An 18,479-nucleotide genomic window follows, 5' to 3' on the forward strand; every position below is an offset into this window, starting at 1 on the left:
ACTGACTGATAAATAATTTCGCCCAAGCCTTTTGAAAGCATCAATGCAAGGTTTGAGTTGTCATAATTTTATGCTATGATAGCGTTTTTGATTTTAAGACAGATTTATCAATTATGAATGCCTCTCAGCTGACTTATGCCGACATCCAAGCCATTGTTTCTGAAGACTTTGCCATTATGGACAAACAGGTCTTTGGTAGTCTAAATTCCAAAGTACAACTGGTGATGAGCGTGTCTAAACATGTGATCGACGCAGGCGGTAAAAGAATGCGTCCTTTGATCACGCTTTTGACGGCGCGAATGCTGAATGATGTACAAAGTGAGCAAGCGATGCAGCTGGCGGCGATCACTGAGATGCTACACACGGCGACTTTGGTGCATGATGATGTGATCGATGCTTCAGGTCTTAGACGAGGCAAACCGACAGCAAACGCCACTTGGGACAATCCGACGGCGGTTTTGGTGGGGGATTATTTGATTGCTCGATCATTCAATTTATTGGTCAGCTTTAATAATTTGCCGCTGTTAAAATTATTCAGTGATGGCACTTGTGATATCGCCGAAGGCGAGGTGCTTCAGCTGCAGCATCAGCATAATCCCAAAACCGTAGAAGCTGACTATTTGCAAATCATTGATGGTAAAACTTCTAGGCTATTTATGATGGCGACCAAAGGCGCGGCGCTGCTACAAGGTCGTGATGAGCTACTTGATGATTTGGGCGCATTTGCTTACCATTTTGGCAATGCCTTTCAGATGATTGATGATGTATTGGATTTTAGTGGTGATGCTGCCGTCATGGGCAAAAACTTGGGCGATGATTTGGCAGAGGGCAAGCCTACGCTGCCCATCATCAAAACCTTAGAACTCTTAAAAAATACTGATCCTGCAGCGTACGATAAGCTGCGCATCGCGGTGCAAACAGGCAAAGTCGATGATGTGCAAGTGCTCATTAAGCTTGTACAGTCATCTGGTGCGCTTGACTACTGTAAGGCGCGTGCACTTGAAGAAACTCAAAAAGCCCAACAAGCCCTTAATAATCTACCTAACAATCGCTATCGTCAGGGGCTGCATCTGCTGACCGAGCTTGCCAGTGCTCGCCTTGTGTAGAGTCTAGTTTGATTAAGATGCTGTCAATGATGATGGCATTTTTATTAAGCTTAAAACGGTCTAAAAGCTGATTCATTGAGCAAATTCATCACATCCATCAGCCCAAAAGGATACAGCATCATTTGATCTTGAGTGATCAAAATGGGAATGTATATGCCAAGTGCGTCAATCAGTGATTCATCTTGGCTGTCTGCCAAATCCAGAACGCCAAAAGTCAGCGGTGTGCTGGTCATTGCCAAAGCCTGTTCTATGACGGCTTGGGCGCTGTGGCATAGATGACAGCTTTCTGTGCCAAGCAAATACCAGTCTTGATTTGCCGCGCCCAAAGTTGCCAAAATTTGGGCAAGGATGGGCTGATAAGCTTGTTTGGGCAGTCTTGATAACGCATGGCGATCATCAGAAAGCTGCCCAAGCGCCTTAAGTGTCTGTGAGCTAAGATAATTTGACATAAATTTGCAAGGCTATACAATAAAGCGCTGATAAGGTATGATAGGTGCATTGATTAACAGATGAGTATTTTAGCGTGTTTCGCACATTTTTTAAATGGATTCTTGCGCCTTTATTAGTACTGTTTTTTAGTTTTCATGTGATGGTGGCAGGGCTGTTGGTGGTGTGGGGAAATTTACCTGTTCAAAATTCCGCATTTATGCTTTGGCACAGGCTGTCAGGTGGCAGTGTTACCCAAACTTGGGTGGATTATGACCGCATTGCTAAGTCAGCCAAGCAAGCCGCCGTTGCCAGTGAGGATGGTAAATTTGTTATGCATCGCGGCTTTGATTTTGATAGCATGCAAACAGCGATGCGCTCGAATGAAGCTCAGGGCGCTGTCTCTGCCGGAGGATCGACCATCAGTCAGCAACTGGCAAAAAATTTATTTTTGACGTCGCATCGCTCTTATGTCAGAAAAGCCGAAGAAGCCATTATTGTCGTGATGATGGAAACCTTATGGTCAAAGCAGCGCATTTTGGAGGTATATCTGAATGTGGCTGAATTTGGCGAGGGGATTTATGGCATCGAAGCGGCATCACGACATTATTTTGGGCGTTCGGCGGCGAACTTAAGCCGTGATCAAGCAGCTTTGCTTATCAGTTTGTTACCAAATCCTAAATATTATGGAGAAAGGCTTAACGCCAAGCGACTCAGAAACAAGCAAAGAATCATCATACGGCGAATGAATAGCGCACAGATTCCCTGAGATATTTTGAGAGTTATAATATAGACATTATCAGCTTGATGTGTCATTAAGCTGTCATTAATTTTTGGTATTTTGACGGGGATCCACAAGTGCCCACATGGCAGTCGGTGACCGGTTAATTAAGTTCAACAATAATTTAAGCTGTAATCATCGAAATGCAATATGAATCATAAATTTCGCCTTCAGGCATTATACACATCCATCCTCCAAATTTTGGCAACTTTTAGGGAACATGCCATGATTAACACTATGAATAATGTCAATCAAGCCAATCAAGCTGACACTAACAAGCCAACCGATCAACTTGATCAAACTAACCAAAACACTCAAATTTACCAACCTGGGCAACCCGACCAAGTTGAGCAAAGCGCTCAAAGCTACTCAAGCCCAATCGCTCTTGGTGAGCTTGATTTGGCAGATGCCCCTGTTCCTGTGAGTGAACCAGTAGCTAAATCGCATCTGACTCAGATTGATCATTTATTTGATGAAAAGGGTGGTTTTACGCCTGAATGCTATATCAATCGTGACTTATCAGCGCTGAGATTTCAGCTCAGAGTCTTAGCGCAAGCTGCCAATCCAAATCATCCTTTGCTTGAGCGTATGTTCTTTTTGACTATTTTTTCCTCAAACTTAGATGAGTTTTTTGAGATTCGCGTTGCTGGCTTATTACAAAAAATGAAGCAAGGCGATCAGGTGAGCAGCCTAGATGGTCGTAAGCCCAGCGAAATTTTGCAAATCATCAGCGATATCGCTCATGGCGCCGTCGCTCAGCAGTATCAGATTTTAAATGACGAAATCCTGCCACAGCTTGCCAAGCACGAAATCCGCTATCTGCGCCGTGATGAGCTGGATGCAGAACAGCGCGCATGGCTAAGAGAATACTTCTTAAGCCAAGTTAAGCCCGTATTGACACCGATCAGCATTGATCCGGCGCATCCTTTCCCAAGACTTGTGAACAAATCTTTGAACTTCATCATCAGTCTAGAAGGGAAAGATGCCTTTGGTCGTGATATCAATCGTGCGATCGTACCTGCGCCTCGTTCATTGCCTCGTGTCATTCGCCTGCCTGATGAGATCACCGATGGTAAAGAGCATCATGTCATGCTCTCGGCGGTCATTCATGAGCATGTCAATGAGCTGTTTTTGGGTATGAAAGTAACTGGCTGCTATCAGTTCCGACTCACTCGAAACGCTGATTTGGCACTGGCTGATGATGTCGATGATATTGCCAAAGCTTTAGAAGGTGAACTTGATAATCGCCGCTTTGGTCAAGAAGTGCGATTGGAAGTTACCACAAATTGCCCTCAAGAAATTTGCGATTTTCTATTGGATGAATTTGAGTTAGATGAATCTCAGCTGTATCGCGTCAATGGCCCTGTGAATCTAACGCGGCTTTTGACCAGTTTTGATCGCCCTGAATTGAAATTCAAACCCTTTACGCCTGCCATGCCAAAGGCGTTTCGTGATATAGATATGGGCAGTGCAGGCTCGATGTTTGCGGCAATATCACGCCAAGATGTGCTTGTCCATCATCCATTTCATACCTTTAATCCGGTGATTAACTTGCTGTGGCAGGCGGCAAATGATCCCAATGTTCTTGCCATTAAGCAGACCATTTATCGCTCAGGGGTGAACTCTGAGATCGTTCAGGCGCTTGCTGCTGCCGCTCGAAGCGGTAAAGAAGTGACTGCTGTCATTGAGCTGCGCGCAAGGTTTGATGAAGCGTCAAACATCGCTGTCGCCAATATGCTTCAAGAAGCAGGTGCCGTGGTGGTTTATGGTATCGTAGGCTACAAGACACATGCCAAAATGATGCTTATTGTGCGCCGTGAAAATGGTAAAATTCGCCGCTATGTGCATCTGGGCACGGGCAACTACCACGCAGGGAATGCCAAAGCCTATACAGACTATGGTCTGTTCACTGCCAATACCGAAGTCACCGAAGATGTGGCAGGCGTGTTCCAGCAGCTGACAGGGATGGGTAGACCCGTACCATCCAAGCAGATTCTTCATGCGCCATTTACGCTTCATGATACTTTGATGCGTCTGATTGATGATGAAATTGCCCATGTCAAAGCCGGCAAAAAAGGGCGCGTCATCATGAAATTCAACGCACTGACAGAGCGAAAAATGATCAATAAACTGTATGAAGCAAGCATCGCGGGTGTTCAAATTGATTTGATTGTACGCTCTATTTGCTGTCTTCGTCCGCAAGTGGCAGGTCTGTCTGAAAATATCCGTGTTCGCTCCATTGTGGGTCGATTCTTGGAGCATACGCGCGTCTATTATTTTGGTAATGATGTTGAAAATGGGGGCGAAGAGCGCCTGTACTGTAGCTCAGCAGACTTGATGGATCGAAATTTATTGCATCGTGTCGAAGTGGCATTCCCTGTGCTTGATAAAAAGATCTTTAAGAAAATTTATGAAGATGGTTTGATTAACTATCTAGAAGATGATGTGCAGGCTTGGGAGCTGTCAGGTAATGGAGAGTGGCACCCGCTTTCATTGTCAGGTGGCACGCACGACGCCCAAAAAGTCTTACTTGAAAAAATCACCTCTTGAAAGCAGTCAAGGAATGCCCGTGTGGCTCGCTGAAAAGCTATGCCAACTGCTGCCATCGGTATCATGATGGCAGTGAGTTTGCGCCGACTGCCGAATGCTTGATGCGCTCTCGTTACAGTGCGTTTGTACTTCAAGATATTGACTACATCATACAAACCACTCTGCCGGCTTTGCAGCCGCTTTTAGAAGTATCTGCGCTAAAGGCATGGGCAGAGCAAACCCATTGGCACCATCTTGAGATCATGACTACTGCTCCCAAAATTGGCAAGCGCCATGCTCAAGTGCATTTTCGTGCGTATTTTGAAGAGTCGGGCACCCAAGGATGTCATAATGAGCGCTCAGCATTTGTGACAATCAATGAAAATGGGCAAGATCGGTGGTATTTTCTTGATCCGACACTGCCAATTACTTTGAGCGGTAAGCAGCCATGTTTATGTGGTTCTGGCGAAAAATTTAAGGCGTGCTGCGGTAAATTTTTATAAATGATCAAAATGTTTAAAAGCAGGGTATCAAATATCCTGCTTTTTAATTGCCCAAAATATGCTAAAATAACGCAATTTTTATACAAATCGGACGAAGGTGGCATCATGGCAGGCAATACCATTGGGCAAATATTTACTGTGACGACATGTGGGGAATCGCATGGCGCAGGTTTGATGGCGATTGTGGACGGTGTGCCACCCGGGCTCATGCTGAGCGCAGAAGATCTGCAAGTTGAGCTTGATCGCCGTAAGCCCGGCACATCTAAATTCGCCACTCAAAGAAAAGAAGCGGATATGGTTGAGATTATCTCTGGCGTCTTTGAAGGACGTACCACTGGCACACCCATTGGGCTACTGATTCGCAATACCGATCAAAAATCCAAAGATTATGGCAATATCGCCAATACATTTCGCCCAAATCATGCTGACTACACTTACACGATGAAATATGGCTTTCGAGATTATCGTGGCGGCGGTCGTTCCTCTGCGCGAGAGACCGCAATGCGTGTGGCGGCAGGTGCGATCGCTAAGAAGTACCTTAAAGAGCGCTTGGGCATCGTGATACGCGGTCATGTCACTCAAATTGGCACCCAAAAAGCACAGACACTAGATTGGGACTTGGTGAATAATAATCCATTTTTCTGCGGGGATGCCGAAGCCATTCCTAGATTTGAGGAACTGGTCACATCGCTGCGCGAACAGGGTACAAGCTGCGGCGCTAGGCTTGAGATATTTGCCGAGAATGTGCCTGTAGGGCTTGGTGAGCCTGTGTTTGATCGCTTAGACGCTGATATCGCACACGCCATGATGTCGATCAATGCGGTTAAGGCGGTAGAGATTGGCGATGGTTTTGATGTGGCGGCACAATTTGGACACGACAGCCGAGATGAGCTGACACCTGATGGCTTTGCTGCCAATCATGCTGGCGGTATTTTGGGTGGCATCTCCAGTGGTCAAACGATCCGTGTTGCCATTGCGCTGAAACCAACCGCCAGCATCACCACACCTGGCAAAACGATCAATCTTGATGGCGAGGCGGTTGATGTGATTACCAAAGGTCGCCATGATCCTTGTGTGGGTGTGCGTGCCACACCCATTGCAGAGGCGATGCTTGCCATTGTGATTTTGGATCATTACTTACGCCATCGTGCCCAAAATGCTGACGTTTTGCCACCACTAAAGCCCATTGAAAATTAATACCTCTGATTAAACTGACTCATGGACTGTCATGACACCTGCCATCAAATTGTTACAAAAACAAAAAATTGCTCATCAGGTGCTTGAGTATGAGCATGATCCAAATGCGTCTAGCTTTGGGCTTGAAGCTGCCCAAAAACTTAATTTGCCCGCCGATCAAGTGTTTAAGACATTATTGGCGACAGACGGCAAAGCCTACTTTGTGGCAATTTTACCTGTGGATTGTCGATTGAGTCTCAAAAAACTGGCAATGGCGGTGGGCGCTAAAAAATTACAAATGGCGAACGCTAAAGATGCCGAGAGAATCACCGGTTACCTGGTGGGTGGCATCAGTCCATTGGCTCAAAAAAAGCGCCTCAAAACCGTGATACAAACCCAAGCAAAACACCTTGAGTGTATGTATGTTAGCGGCGGTAAGCGTGGCTGTGATGTTGGTATCCATCCAAATGATTTGGCAAAATTATTGAATGCAATGTTTGCTGATGTCATTGAGTCGGTATGATGTGTGTGAATGGATATGAGTAAGATGATGACTGATCAATTATCAGACATTTTTGATGATGCAGCCATAAAAGTGTGTTGATGGTGAAGATACTGCTACCAATTAAGCAAACGCTTAAAAATTATAACAGCTATCCTGCTGCGATGATATTATCGCTGATGGGATTAACTGCCTGTCAAGAGGATCAGGCAAGCAAAGATGCGTCTGCGCCTATTGGTCTTCAGCAGCCCAAAAATAGTACAGTGAATGCTCCCAATCTGCTCAAAAAAGCCAAAGCCCAAAACAGCTGCCCAAGATTGGTACAAAAAAAGGTTGATCGCACTCAAATATTAAGACACGACACCTTGGCGACCGATTCTTGTGATTATTTCATTTATCCTAATATTGGCGACACTGTTGAGGCGAGCGTCTCGGATCGACGGATTGAGCTTAGCTTAACACGGCCAGATTGGCATGATTTTGACAATGGCGGATTTATGGTGACCAAAAATGGTCGTCATGTCATCCGTTTACAATACAATGCATTTGGTAGTAGACCGCCCATCATGGATTATGTCATCCAAATTGATATCATTCCACCCAAAGATGAGTACTAAAAATGGTCGAAAACTGATTTTCGACCATTTTTATCGATATGCTCAAATTATTGCTCAGTCCAACGCTTTTGGCTTTCTTTGATCACTTCTTTGGCTACATCAGCATCAAAAAAACCTTCAACAACGGTTGAGCCTGGTTTTTTTAGATCTTTGTAATGACTAAAATGGAATTGAAGCTGCTTGATCAGCTGCTTAGGCAAATCTTCTAAGCTGTTATAAGCATTGCCATTATTACGATCATCAGCAGGGACAACGATCACTTTATCATCCACTTCGCCATCATCCACAAACTTCATAACGCCGATCACTTTGGCTTTTAGGAAAATGCCTGTGGTTAAAGGCTGCTCTGTGATGATCAAGGCGTCAAGCTCATCGCCATCTTCATCTAGGGTTTGAGGGATGAAGCCATAGTTGCATGGCTTAGCAAACGCAATCGGCTCAACACGATCAAGCTCAAAACACGCCAAGTGGCGGTTCCATTCGATTTTGTGGTTTGAGCCAGTAGGAATTTCAACAACCACATTGATGATACCACCATCAACATCGCCTGCGTCTAGAATTTTATTAAAATCTGCCATGAGTTACTCCGTGAAATTAAAAAGATGATAAAAAAACAAGCTCATTTTAGCGTATCTTGGGGTCGTAATTCAACCAAACCTGCATGACGCTCAGCGATATTTTTGATCAATTTGGCGATGAACTCACCCATCTGAGCTTGATTAAATTGCCCAAAACTTGAGAGTTTTGCCATTGGCATTCCTGCATAGCCACAAGGATTGATGGCATTAAATGCGCTCAGATCATTGACCAAATTGATGGCGATGCCATGATAGCTAAAGCCTTGCTTGATCTTAAAGCCCAAGCTTGCAATTTTGCCAAGCATATCGCCTGCTTGATTATAAATATATACCCCAGGTGCATCACGCCGAGCTTTCACAGTCAGCGCATCAGGCAGATACTCACCAACTACATCGATGATGGCTTGTTCGGCATGGCTAACCAAATCTCGAACGCCAAAATTCAAACGATGCAGATCAAACAACCAATAGACCACCAGCTGACCTTGACCATGCCAAGTCACCTGACCGCCTCTATCGGTTTGGATCACTGGCGTGTCTGTGCGATATAAGATATGTTCAGGCTTGCCAGCTTGCCCCAGCGTATAAACATCTTGATGCTCGACGATCCACAGCTCGTCAGCATGATGCTGTGCTGACTTTTTATCCTCGATGCGCTGCAGCGTGTGATTTAGCATGGCTTCGTGAGTGGCTTGATAGTCAGCATCATCAAAAAGCCGCACGATCAGATCTTCGGTCGATAGAGTTTGAAGCTCAGGATAGCAAGAGGGCGTGATAGTATTCATGTCAAAGGGATTGGACTTGGTTTTTATGATTATAAACTTTTGTCATAATAAGGGGTTTATTGGCAGATTGCAAGATAATTTATGGTCAGCTGACCATGGGGCAGAAGAGGTTTGATAATTATTAATGTATAATTAATGAAAAATAGATAAAAACCCCATAAAATGATGCAAATCAGGGTGTTTTTGTGTATGATAGGGATTTTTATAAGAATCAACCACGGATTAAAGGCTTATGAATGTCTTTTTGAACGCCGATGAACCGATTGTCACATCGCTGCTTGATAATGATTTGTATAAATTTACCATGCTTCAAGCCATGCTACACCAGTTTCCGCAGACGCATGGTGTTTATCGGTTTCGCTGTCGTAATAATCACGAAACCGCCTTTCCTTTGGGAGAGATTAGAGCAGATCTTGAGCAGCAGCTGGATTATTTGTGTCAGCTAACATTCACTCAAGACGAGCTTGATTATTTGCGCGGCTTGCGATTTATTAAATCGGATTTTGTGGACTATTTAGAATTATTTTCGCTTAAGCGCCGTTTTATTACGGTTTCTACAGATGACAATAATTTTTTAAACATCGACATCGAAGGTCCGATGATCCAAGCGATGTTTTTTGAGATTTTTGTGCTTTGTATTGTCAGTGAGCTTTATTATCGTCGCTTGGTGACGGATGATATCATGGCAGAAGGTCAAAAACGATTGGATGCCAAGATTGCGTTATTGCGCGACTATCATGCCAAGCAAAGCGCCGAGCCGATGTCCGCTGATAAAGCCTTTACGGTGGCTGATTTTGGGACGCGTCGCCGATTCAGTAAAGCGTGGCAATATCATGTGGTCAAATCACTTTATGAAGCGTGCCCTGAGATTGTTCGTGGTACTTCCAATGTTTATTTGGCTAAGCAGCTTGGCATCACGCCAATTGGGACGATGGCGCATGAGTTTATGCAAGCCTTTCAAGCTTTGGATGTGCGACTAAGAGATTCTCAAAAAGCGGCACTGGATTGTTGGGTACGCGAGTACCGCGGCGATTTGGGCATTGCACTGACCGATGTGGTCGGTATGGATGCGTTTTTGCGTGATTTTGATTTGTATTTTGCCAAATTATTTGATGGGCTTCGTCATGATAGTGGCGATCCTTATGAGTGGGGCGAGAAGGCAATTGCACACTACCATCAACTAAAAATTGACCCAAAAACAAAAATTCTGACCTTCAGCGACGGCTTGACCCTACAAAAAGCGTGGGATCTACATCAGCATTTTAAGGGAAAAATCAAAACTGGCTTTGGTATCGGCACAAACCTGACCAATGATATGGGTGTGGTGCAGCTAAACATCGTCCTAAAACTGGTGGCTTGTAATGGACAGCCAGTCGCCAAACTGTCCGACAGTCCAGGTAAGACGATGATTGATGATGACACTTATTTGGCGTATCTTAAGCAGGTCTTTGAAATCAAAGAATAAGCATAAAAAGCTGGATGGGCTGATTTGGTTATCTAGCTTTTTATATGAATAAAAGGCTGCTAGAAGAGTGTAATAAAGCGTAAGATTATGCGTCTTGGGTGGCGACTTCTGCTTGCTCAAAAGCCGATTGCAGCGCCTGCTCCACTGCCTCAATGCGAGATTGACAAACACGGTACGCCGCCAAAGACTCCTCCACAATCGTCACCAGATTATCAATATCTAAGGTTTGAGACTGCTCAAGTTTATCGGCATTGGTTTTTAAGATGTGATAAGCGTCTTTAAAGTTCTCAGGGGTGGTTTGGCTCATGGTAGTCATCATTTGATCGTCAAAGTATTCTGATTATTGTAACGAATTTTTGGGATGATGTTAAGTCATTTATAAATTCAACCATTAAGTACGCTCATTATCAAAATAAACCTCTGAATTGCTAATCTTTGTTTGATGGGTGTCACAAAATCATTGCAAATTATTATATTTTTGTTATCATACTTTTAATAGTGGAAAATCAATGGGCAAAAGGGAGTGTCTGCATAGTCGTGGCTTGCAGACTTTTTTGTGCTTAAATTGATTTTTGTGGATTTGGGTGAGCTTGTGGGTGTTGACGAAGATCATCGGCACTGCATGAGAGTTTATGATCAAGGATTTAATATGACACGATCAGATCAATCAAAAGAAACAGACTTTACGCTGAGAACAGATTTTCAGCATGATGACGATGGCGTACCACCCTCTGGTGAGGTGCGCTCAGATGCCGTCAAAGGCGTTATCATCACAGTCATTGCAGCCATCATCGCTTATGTGCTTTATGCGTTTGTTTTACCATTTGAGCCTTTGGCGAATAAGGGCTTGGCGCTGCTAACATTCATCGGCATCTTGTGGTTAACCGAAGCGATCCATGTCACCGCAACAGCCATCTTGGTGCCGCTACTTGCATTATTTATTGGTATTCCTGACTTTAATACTAAAGCGGCATTGACCAGTTTTGCTGACCCAATCATTTTTGTATTTTTTGGTGGTTTTGCGTTAGCAGCCACCTTGCATGTCCAAAAACTGGATAAAAAAATCGCTTATGGCTTGATTGGGCTTGCTGGCGGTCACTTAGGGCGTGCTGTGATCATGATGTTTGGCGTCACAGCGGCATTATCAATGTGGATCAGTAATACGGCGACAGCTGCCATGATGCTGCCTTTGGCGATTGGCTTGCTGGCTCAAGTGGACGCCACCAAAGATCGTAACACCTTTTTGTTTGTGCTTTTGGGCATTGCCTATTCTGCTTCTATCGGCGGCTTGGGTACATTGGTTGGCTCACCGCCAAACGCGATCGCTGCCAAGGAGCTTGGCATCGGCTTTAGCGAATGGATGAGTTTTGGCTTACCGATGGCGATCGTACTCATGCCATTTTTGATCGGTGTCATGTATCTGATCTTGCGCCCAAACTTAGGTCAGCGTGTTGAACTTGGTACCCAAGAAGCCATCCCAATGACCATGCCGCGTATTTTGACGACGATTGTGTTTATCATTACGGCTGCCAGCTGGATTTTTGGTAAGCAGCTTGGCACTGCTTTGGGCTTTAGCAGTCCTGATACAGTCATCGCTTTGTTTGCTGCGGTGGCGGTATTGATGCTTGGTTTGGTCAGCTGGAAGCAGATTTCAGATAATACTGACTGGGGCGTCTTAATGCTGTTTGGTGGCGGTATTGCTTTATCAAATATCATGAAAGACACAGGCGCATCTGCAGTCTTGGGTGAGAGTATCGCAACTTTCTTAAGCGGATCATCTAGCCTGCTTGTGATCTTGGTGATTGCTGCGTTTATCATTTTCTTGACAGAGTTTACCAGTAACACCGCATCTGCAGCCTTGCTTGTGCCACTGTTTGCGCCGATTGGTGTTCAGCTTGGACTACCGCCTGAAGTATTGATCATGGTCATCGGTATTGGTGCTTCTTGTGCATTTATGATGCCAGTTGCCACACCGCCGAACGCCATCATTATGGGTTCAGGTCATGTCAAGCAAAAAGACATGATGAAGGTCGGTTTTTGGCTAAACTTAATTGCCATCTTAATCGTGACCGCGTGGGCGTATCTGTTCTTAGCTTAATGTGATCACACTAAAAATCCCCAAAATGACCTTTTGGGGATTTTTAGTGTTTTTTGTAAATGATCATCAATCCTAAAAATCAAAAACCACCAGTCAAAAGTGGTTTTTAAGAGATTGTATATAGGTTTAATTTTGGTCAAACTGTGCTTGGCATAATTTGATGAATTCGTGACCAAACTTACGAATCTCACTGTCATCACGCACCGCAATCCAACTGGTAAATCGCCCAAAATAACTGACAGGAATAGCGACCAAATCAGGATAGTGCTTGGGCTGATACGCCATCTCGGCAATGATTCCAACGCCGAGCCCTGCTGAGACATAGGTACTGATAACATCCGAGTCAAGCGCCGCTAGAACAATATCGGGAGAAAATCCTGCTTTTTCAAAGACCTTATCGATCGCACCCCGACCCGTAAAGCCGCCATGATAAGTCACAATCGGATAACTGGCTAGAGTCGGTAAATCAACACCGTCAGGCATATCGGAAAATTCCGCCAGCTCGTGCTCTTTGGGTACGATAATCACGTGCGACCAATCATAATAGCGATGGCAGCGCAGCACAGCATTATTAAGCAGCGACTCAGTGGCAATACCGATATCGGCTTGACCGCGAATCACCATCTGAGCAATCGTCTCGGGGTCAGCCTGCTGTAATACCAGATTGACTTTATCAAATTTTTCACGAAATTCTTTGACAATTTGGGGGAGTACATAGCGCGCTTGGGTGTGTGTGGTGGCAACGGTTAAGGTACCTGCTTGAGCATTATTAAAATCAAGGCTTAAATTTTCAATGGTGCGAATTTCGGCAAAAATCGCTTCAATGTGTGGCAAAAGCGCCTTGCCAATTGGCGTCAGCCCTGTTAAGCGCTTGCCTTGACGGGTGAACACATCTGCTTTTAGCTGACTTTCGAGTGCGGCGATTTGCTTAGATAGGCTGGATTGACTGGTGTGCAAAAGCTCAGCTGCTTGGCTAAGATTATAGCCATTCACTACCGTATGCCAAACAGTCTCAAGCTGCTTGAGCTGAATTTGTAGATGACGCTGATTAATGACGATGTCAATGGCCATAAAGATCCTTGCATGAATGGTTGTCAAGATAAATCAGCCCATCATACCGAATTTTAACAAAAAAAGGTAGGAAAAATTTACCAAAATGACAAGTAAACTGCATAAAATTCAGGTAAAATGGGAAAATTTTATTATCCCATTGTCATCATTCAACCTAAGCAAGCTATTATGAACGGTCCAATCCAGCATCAAGCCAATCCAAGCGCATGGCAGGCATTTCGTCAGGCGTACTTTAATCAGCAGGCGGTCGCGCTATTATTTTTGGGATTTGCAGCAGGTGTGCCCATCTCGTTGGTGTTTTCAAGCTTGGGGCTTTGGCTTCGTGAAGCGGGCATTGATCGCGCGACGGTGACGATGTTCAGCTGGGCGGCGCTGGGTTATTCGTTCAAATTCATCTGGGCGCCGTTGGTGGATACGCTGCCACTGCCTGTGCTGACGCGTCTTTTGGGCAGACGCCGCGGCTGGCTATTATTTACCCAAATTTTGGTCATCAGTGCATTGATTCTGATGGCGATGACCAATCCCCAAGGTAGTGAAGCGATGCTAAGCATCATGGCAGCAGGTGCTGTCTTGCTTGGTTTTTCTTCAGCCTCCCAAGATATCGTGATTGATGCCTATCGTATTGAGAGCGCGCCTGCTGATATGCAGCCTGCTTTATCGGCGACTTATGTCATGGGCTATCGCATCGGCATGATCGTGTCGGGCGCAGGTGCACTGTATTTGGCAGATTTTTTTGGTTCGACGATGGAGGCGTATTCTTATGCAGCATGGCAAAAAACCTATCTGATCATGGCAGCTGTCATGGGCATTGGTGTTTTGACTACGCTGATCATTCCAGAACCAAAAACCGTGGTCAAGCCCGTCACCCAAGACTCAAAAGACTATGTCAGATTGGTGATGGTGTTTGTGCTGTCTGTGGCTGCATTTATTTTGGTGTTCCGAGGTGTGGGCAGCGTGCTGCCAGAGACTGACAGCACGCTGCTTGGATTTATATATGGGACGCTTCGTTTTATGGCAAGTCTGACCGCCTTTGGCTTGATGGGCTTTGGATTGGTCAAAGCAGGGCTAGTACCCAAGCAAATGGCTGTCAAAACTTGGGTTGAGCCTGTGATGGATTTTTTCCGCCGCTATGGCAAAAAAGCCATCTTTTTGTTGGCGCTGATTGGTCTGTATCGCATCAGTGACGTCATCGCAGGCAATATTTCAAATATTTTTTATCAAGACTTAGGCTTTAGTAAGACCCAAATCGCCGAGGCAGTGAAAGTCGTGGGGGTGATTGCCAGTATTGGCGGTGGTTTCATTGGTGGTTGGCTTGCCCAAAAAATGAATATCATCAAGGCGATGAGTATTGGCGCCATCTTGGCTTGTGTGACCAATCTTTTGTTTATTTTACTGTTTTATACCCCGACAGTGCCTATGATGTACTTTGCGGTGATTACGGATAACTTAGCGGCAGGCTTGGCAAGTGCGGTGTTTATTGCGTTTTTATCGGCGCTGACTTCGATTCGTTTTACAGCGGTGCAATATGCGTTGTTTTCATCATTAATGACTTTGGCGCCAAAGTTGATCGGCGGCTATTCGGGCAGTATCGTGGATGCAACAAGCTATGCGTTTTTCTTTGGATTTACCTTTTTGGTTGGTATTCCTGTACTATTTTTGATTTATCTTGTGAATAAGCATATTGACATCAGTCAGCCCCAAATAGGTGAATAAACCGTGCCAACGATAACTCAGTTACACGGTTTGACTGTGCGCCAGATCCGTGAGATTTTTAAAAGTATTAGTTCTGATGCTTTGCCGCTGCATTGGCTTGATGGTTGGCTAAGTTATGTACTTAATCAGCCGTTGGCATTTTTTATCACTGATGGCGACTATCAGCCGACCGAAGATGAGATCTCAAACATTCAAGCAGGCTTGGCAAGATTGTCATCAGGTGAGCCGCTTGCCTACCTTATTGGGCGGCAAAGCTTTTGGGGTCGTGAATTTTTGGTCAATGCACACACGCTGATCCCTAGAGCAGATACCGAGATTTTGATTGAAACTGTATTAAATCATCCCAAATTTAAGCAAAATACTGACCGTCTAGATGACATCACAAAACCCATCACCATCTTGGATCTGGGCACAGGCACAGGCTGTATCGGTATCACGTTGGCGCTTGAGCTGCCTTTAGTGCAGGTAACGCTGGTCGATGTCAGCACTGAAGCACTAAATGTCGCCGCACAGAACAGTCAACGCCTTGAAGCTGGCTGCCAAGTTTTGCAGTCTGATTGGTTTGCAAAGGTGACAGATAAATTTGATTTGATCATCACCAACCCACCTTATATTAATGAAAACGACGAGCATTTGGCACGCCTTCAGCATGAGCCAATCACTGCACTGGTGGCAGCTGAGAGTGGTTTGGCAGATATTCGCCGCATTATCGAAGAAGGCAGGGCGTATCTCAATGATGGCGGGCTGATGGTCATTGAGCATGGATTTGATCAAGCGGCGGCGGTGCGCACATTGTATGAACAAGCAGGCTATGCCAATGTACGCACCGTTCAAGATTATGGTGCCAATGAGCGTGCCACGCTTGGACAGTATCGACAAGATGACAGAGGCGGAGAATGACACACCTAACCGACGATGAGATGATGCGCTACTCACGCCAAATCCTACTCGAAGATTGGGACTTGGAAGCGCAAATCCGCCTAAAAAACAGCCATGCGATCATCGTGGGCATGGGTGGCTTAGGATGTCCTGTGGCTCAGGTCTTGGTGCGAGCAGGGATTGGCTCGGTGGATATCATTGATCATGATGTCGTCGATGTCAGTAATTTGCAGCGCCAGATTTTATACACCACATCAGATGTCGGCAGATCTAAAGCACTGGCTGCCAAAGATGCGCTACAAAAACAAAACGAGTGGGTGAGCATCACCGCCATCACGGATAAAATCACCCAAGCCAATGCCGCCCAATTTATCCAAACTGCTGATCTGGTGATCGATTGTACGGATAATTTTTTGATTCGTGATGTATTAAATCGCACGTGTCATCACCATAAGATTGCACTGTTATCAACCTCTGCCATCGCTCAGACGGGGCAAATTGCTCTTTATACGACTGCCACGGCGTGCTATCAGTGCGTCTTTGGTGAGGAGGCGGGCGATGAGATGAGCTGCGCCACGTCTGGTGTTTTGGCAAGTACGGTGTCTGTGATTGGTGCTTTGGCATCACAGGCTGCGCTTAGCTTTTTGGGTAAGGGTGTCAATCCGATTGCCAATGAATTGCTGATTTGGCAGGGCGAGCGATTTCACTTAAAAAAGCTAAGCATTTGCCGTGATGCCCACTGTCCTGTTTGTGGCTCATGAGCGTCTAAGCAGCTTATGTACTTTTCGAGACTCTTGAATTGACAGTCTTTGATGACCATTTAAACCAAATTATTGAATAACAAACGACGATTATGCCAAAATTCTTACCAAAAAATCCACTATCCACCGCCAAAAACGCACTGAATCAAGGTGTGCATGTTTTAGGGCGTATCCAAAAAACTGCAAGTGTTGCAGGCTTATCAGCGCTCAGAATCGCTAAGGGCGATAAAATGGATGCGCATCTGCTTCGTGAAGCCTTTGAGCAGATGGGTGTAACTTATATTAAGCTTGGACAGTTTATCGCTAGTACACCTTCTATTTTTCCTAGAGAGTATGTTTTGGCATTTCAAGGCTGCTTGGATCAGACGACGCCAGTACGATTTGAGCATATTCGCCAAGTTTTGATTGATGAGCTTGAGACGCCCGAGCGCGGATTGGGCGATATTTTTTCTTATATTGATCCTAAGCCTTTGGCGTCTGCCAGTATTGCTCAAGTGCATAAAGCGGTCCTTGCTGACGGCAGACAAGTCGCGCTTAAAATCCAAAAACCAGGCGTAGAGACAGTGATGCAAACTGATCTGGGAGTGCTGCATAGCGTATTTTGGGCGCTAGAAAAAGCAGTACCAAGCCTAAAAGCGGCAAATCTTGCGCCGATTGTGGATGAGATGCGCGCCAGAATGCTGGCAGAAACCGACTTTTTGGCAGAAAGTCGCCATATTGATAAATTCTTAGCGCATCTGCATCAAGTGGGCAATACTCAAGTCACTGCACCCAAGGTGCATCATAGATTATCCACCAAAAAAGTATTGGTCATGGATTTATTAACTGGCAAGTCGCTGGTGGATGAATCGCTCGTTTGGGATGGGACGGCGGGCAAAGACAGCAAAAAGATCATGAATGATGTTTTGGATACTTGGTTTTTATCCTTGATGATGACAGGCGAGTTCCATGCTGACTTGCACGCAGGCAATCTGATGCTACTTGATGATGGGCGGATTGCTTTTTTAGACTTTGGGTTAATGGGTCAAATTCAGCCAAGCAGCCTGCAGGCATGCTTTAACCTGGTACAAAGTCTGCAAATGAATGATTATCATGGCATGGCACAGGCGATGGTCAATATCGGTATGACGCACACCTCCGATAAAATGAACATTGATCATCTGGCAGATGACCTAAAACGGATGCTTGGCAAAATTACACCTGACCCCGCGCCTGCACCGGTCAATAACGATAGCCTAAATGCCATGATGCTAGAGATGGTCGACATTGGCAAGCGCCATGGCATCCACTTCCCCAGAGATTTTGCATTATTGACCAAGCAGCTTTTGTACTTTGACCGCTTTATGGTGACTTTGGCGCCGGATATGGAGCTGTTTGAAGGCAATCGCTTGGATTTGGTGAGATTGAATTAATCTTGGCGCGCATGTGATTGGGCTGCTTTATGAGCTTTAGCCTGATGCATCCGCCTAAAGATTTGGCGATTAATGAC

At 45.2% G+C, this 18,479-nt stretch carries 18 protein-coding genes; 13 read left to right on the forward strand and 5 right to left on the reverse strand.

Annotation, left to right across the window (positions count from 1 at the left end):
- The first annotated feature begins 113 nt into the window (after positions 1-113).
- A complete protein-coding gene (locus tag B0180_RS03805; RefSeq protein WP_233424913.1) occupies positions 114-1,106 on the forward strand; it encodes a polyprenyl synthetase family protein in 993 nt (330 codons plus the stop codon).
- Positions 1,107-1,156: 50 nt separating this feature from the next.
- Here the strand turns inward: B0180_RS03805 and B0180_RS03810 are convergent, their stop codons facing one another.
- Entirely contained in the window at positions 1,157-1,555 is a 399-nt protein-coding gene (locus tag B0180_RS03810) for a glutaredoxin family protein (RefSeq protein WP_078255726.1), read from the reverse strand.
- Positions 1,556-1,629: 74 nt separating this feature from the next.
- On the opposite strand from B0180_RS03810, the gene mtgA reads away from it, so the two are divergent.
- From mtgA to B0180_RS03840, 6 genes are all read left to right on the forward strand, one after another.
- The gene (gene mtgA, locus B0180_RS03815) at positions 1,630-2,301 is read left to right on the forward strand and encodes a monofunctional biosynthetic peptidoglycan transglycosylase (RefSeq protein ID WP_078255727.1); all 672 of its coding nucleotides are present in this window, start codon (positions 1,630-1,632) and stop codon (positions 2,299-2,301) included.
- A 162-nt stretch (positions 2,302-2,463) separates the two neighbouring features.
- Entirely contained in the window at positions 2,464-4,863 is a 2,400-nt protein-coding gene (gene ppk1, locus B0180_RS03820; protein ID WP_420866055.1) for a polyphosphate kinase 1, read from the forward strand.
- On the forward strand, positions 4,860-5,345 hold the full coding sequence (locus B0180_RS03825; protein ID WP_078255728.1) for a YchJ family protein: 486 nt from the start codon (positions 4,860-4,862) through the stop codon (positions 5,343-5,345). Before ppk1 ends, B0180_RS03825 begins: the two co-directional genes overlap by 4 nt.
- A 105-nt stretch (positions 5,346-5,450) precedes the next feature.
- Positions 5,451-6,542 (forward strand): chorismate synthase, encoded by a 1,092-nt coding sequence (gene aroC, locus B0180_RS03830; protein ID WP_078255767.1) that lies wholly within the window; start codon positions 5,451-5,453, stop codon positions 6,540-6,542.
- 31 nt (positions 6,543-6,573) lie between these two features.
- Entirely contained in the window at positions 6,574-7,044 is a 471-nt protein-coding gene (gene ybaK / locus B0180_RS03835) for a Cys-tRNA(Pro) deacylase (protein ID WP_078255729.1), read from the forward strand.
- 80 nt (positions 7,045-7,124) lie between these two features.
- Positions 7,125-7,640, forward strand: coding sequence for a hypothetical protein (locus tag B0180_RS03840; RefSeq protein ID WP_078255730.1), 516 nt, complete (start codon positions 7,125-7,127; stop codon positions 7,638-7,640).
- A gap of 47 nt (positions 7,641-7,687) precedes the next feature.
- Here B0180_RS03840 and B0180_RS03845 read toward each other — a convergent pair whose 3' ends face one another.
- Entirely contained in the window at positions 7,688-8,218 is a 531-nt protein-coding gene (locus tag B0180_RS03845; RefSeq protein WP_049235802.1) for an inorganic diphosphatase, read from the reverse strand.
- A gap of 41 nt (positions 8,219-8,259) precedes the next feature.
- Entirely contained in the window at positions 8,260-9,003 is a 744-nt protein-coding gene (lipB, locus tag B0180_RS03850) for a lipoyl(octanoyl) transferase LipB (RefSeq protein ID WP_078255731.1), read from the reverse strand.
- A 232-nt stretch (positions 9,004-9,235) separates the two neighbouring features.
- On the opposite strand from lipB, the gene pncB reads away from it, so the two are divergent.
- A complete protein-coding gene (gene pncB, locus B0180_RS03855; RefSeq protein WP_078255732.1) occupies positions 9,236-10,468 on the forward strand; it encodes a nicotinate phosphoribosyltransferase in 1,233 nt (410 codons plus the stop codon).
- A gap of 85 nt (positions 10,469-10,553) precedes the next feature.
- Here the strand turns inward: pncB and xseB are convergent, their stop codons facing one another.
- Complete coding sequence (xseB, locus tag B0180_RS03860; protein ID WP_049235805.1) at positions 10,554-10,775, reverse strand: exodeoxyribonuclease VII small subunit; 222 nt, start codon at positions 10,773-10,775, stop codon at positions 10,554-10,556.
- Between the two features lie 342 nt (positions 10,776-11,117).
- Between xseB and B0180_RS03865 the strand changes: the two genes are divergently transcribed.
- The gene (locus tag B0180_RS03865; protein ID WP_078255768.1) at positions 11,118-12,566 is read left to right on the forward strand and encodes an SLC13 family permease; all 1,449 of its coding nucleotides are present in this window, start codon (positions 11,118-11,120) and stop codon (positions 12,564-12,566) included.
- 126 nt (positions 12,567-12,692) lie between these two features.
- On the opposite strand, the gene B0180_RS03870 is transcribed toward B0180_RS03865, so the two are convergent.
- Positions 12,693-13,637, reverse strand: a complete 945-nt coding sequence (locus tag B0180_RS03870) for a LysR substrate-binding domain-containing protein (RefSeq protein ID WP_078255733.1) — start codon at positions 13,635-13,637, stop codon at positions 12,693-12,695.
- A gap of 168 nt (positions 13,638-13,805) precedes the next feature.
- Between B0180_RS03870 and B0180_RS03875 the strand changes: the two genes are divergently transcribed.
- The 4 genes from B0180_RS03875 (at position 13,806) to B0180_RS03890 (ending at position 18,402) form a co-directional block, all read left to right on the forward strand.
- On the forward strand, positions 13,806-15,350 hold the full coding sequence (locus B0180_RS03875; RefSeq protein WP_078255769.1) for an AmpG family muropeptide MFS transporter: 1,545 nt from the start codon (positions 13,806-13,808) through the stop codon (positions 15,348-15,350).
- 3 nt (positions 15,351-15,353) lie between these two features.
- Positions 15,354-16,250, forward strand: coding sequence for a peptide chain release factor N(5)-glutamine methyltransferase (prmC, locus tag B0180_RS03880; protein ID WP_078255734.1), 897 nt, complete (start codon positions 15,354-15,356; stop codon positions 16,248-16,250).
- On the forward strand, positions 16,247-16,990 hold the full coding sequence (locus B0180_RS03885) for a HesA/MoeB/ThiF family protein (RefSeq protein WP_078255735.1): 744 nt from the start codon (positions 16,247-16,249) through the stop codon (positions 16,988-16,990). The genes prmC and B0180_RS03885 overlap by 4 nt, the downstream gene beginning before the upstream one ends.
- Before the next feature lie 92 nt (positions 16,991-17,082).
- Positions 17,083-18,402 carry an ABC1 kinase family protein gene (locus B0180_RS03890; protein ID WP_078255736.1) on the forward strand — a complete coding sequence of 440 codons (1,320 nt, stop codon included), beginning with the start codon at positions 17,083-17,085 and terminating at the stop codon, positions 18,400-18,402.
- The last annotated feature ends 77 nt before the right edge of the window (positions 18,403-18,479 follow it).

It is taken from the genome of Moraxella canis (genome assembly GCF_002014965.1).
Classification (GTDB): Bacteria; Pseudomonadota; Gammaproteobacteria; order Pseudomonadales; family Moraxellaceae; genus Moraxella; species Moraxella canis.

Coding starts and splice junctions, on each gene's coding strand:
- B0180_RS03805 (WP_233424913.1), top strand. CDS start 114: ATGAATGCCTCTCAGCTGACTTATGCCGACATCCAAGCCATTGTTTCT.
- B0180_RS03810 (WP_078255726.1), bottom strand. CDS start 1,555: ATGTCAAATTATCTTAGCTCACAGACACTTAAGGCGCTTGGGCAGCTT.
- ppk1 (WP_420866055.1), top strand. CDS start 2,464: ATGAATCATAAATTTCGCCTTCAGGCATTATACACATCCATCCTCCAA.
- aroC (WP_078255767.1), top strand. CDS start 5,451: ATGGCAGGCAATACCATTGGGCAAATATTTACTGTGACGACATGTGGG.
- ybaK (WP_078255729.1), top strand. CDS start 6,574: ATGACACCTGCCATCAAATTGTTACAAAAACAAAAAATTGCTCATCAG.
- B0180_RS03840 (WP_078255730.1), top strand. CDS start 7,125: ATGGTGAAGATACTGCTACCAATTAAGCAAACGCTTAAAAATTATAAC.
- B0180_RS03845 (WP_049235802.1), bottom strand. CDS start 8,218: ATGGCAGATTTTAATAAAATTCTAGACGCAGGCGATGTTGATGGTGGT.
- lipB (WP_078255731.1), bottom strand. CDS start 9,003: ATGAATACTATCACGCCCTCTTGCTATCCTGAGCTTCAAACTCTATCG.
- pncB (WP_078255732.1), top strand. CDS start 9,236: ATGAATGTCTTTTTGAACGCCGATGAACCGATTGTCACATCGCTGCTT.
- xseB (WP_049235805.1), bottom strand. CDS start 10,775: ATGAGCCAAACCACCCCTGAGAACTTTAAAGACGCTTATCACATCTTA.
- B0180_RS03865 (WP_078255768.1), top strand. CDS start 11,118: ATGACACGATCAGATCAATCAAAAGAAACAGACTTTACGCTGAGAACA.
- B0180_RS03870 (WP_078255733.1), bottom strand. CDS start 13,637: ATGGCCATTGACATCGTCATTAATCAGCGTCATCTACAAATTCAGCTC.
- B0180_RS03875 (WP_078255769.1), top strand. CDS start 13,806: ATGAACGGTCCAATCCAGCATCAAGCCAATCCAAGCGCATGGCAGGCA.
- B0180_RS03885 (WP_078255735.1), top strand. CDS start 16,247: ATGACACACCTAACCGACGATGAGATGATGCGCTACTCACGCCAAATC.
- B0180_RS03890 (WP_078255736.1), top strand. CDS start 17,083: ATGCCAAAATTCTTACCAAAAAATCCACTATCCACCGCCAAAAACGCA.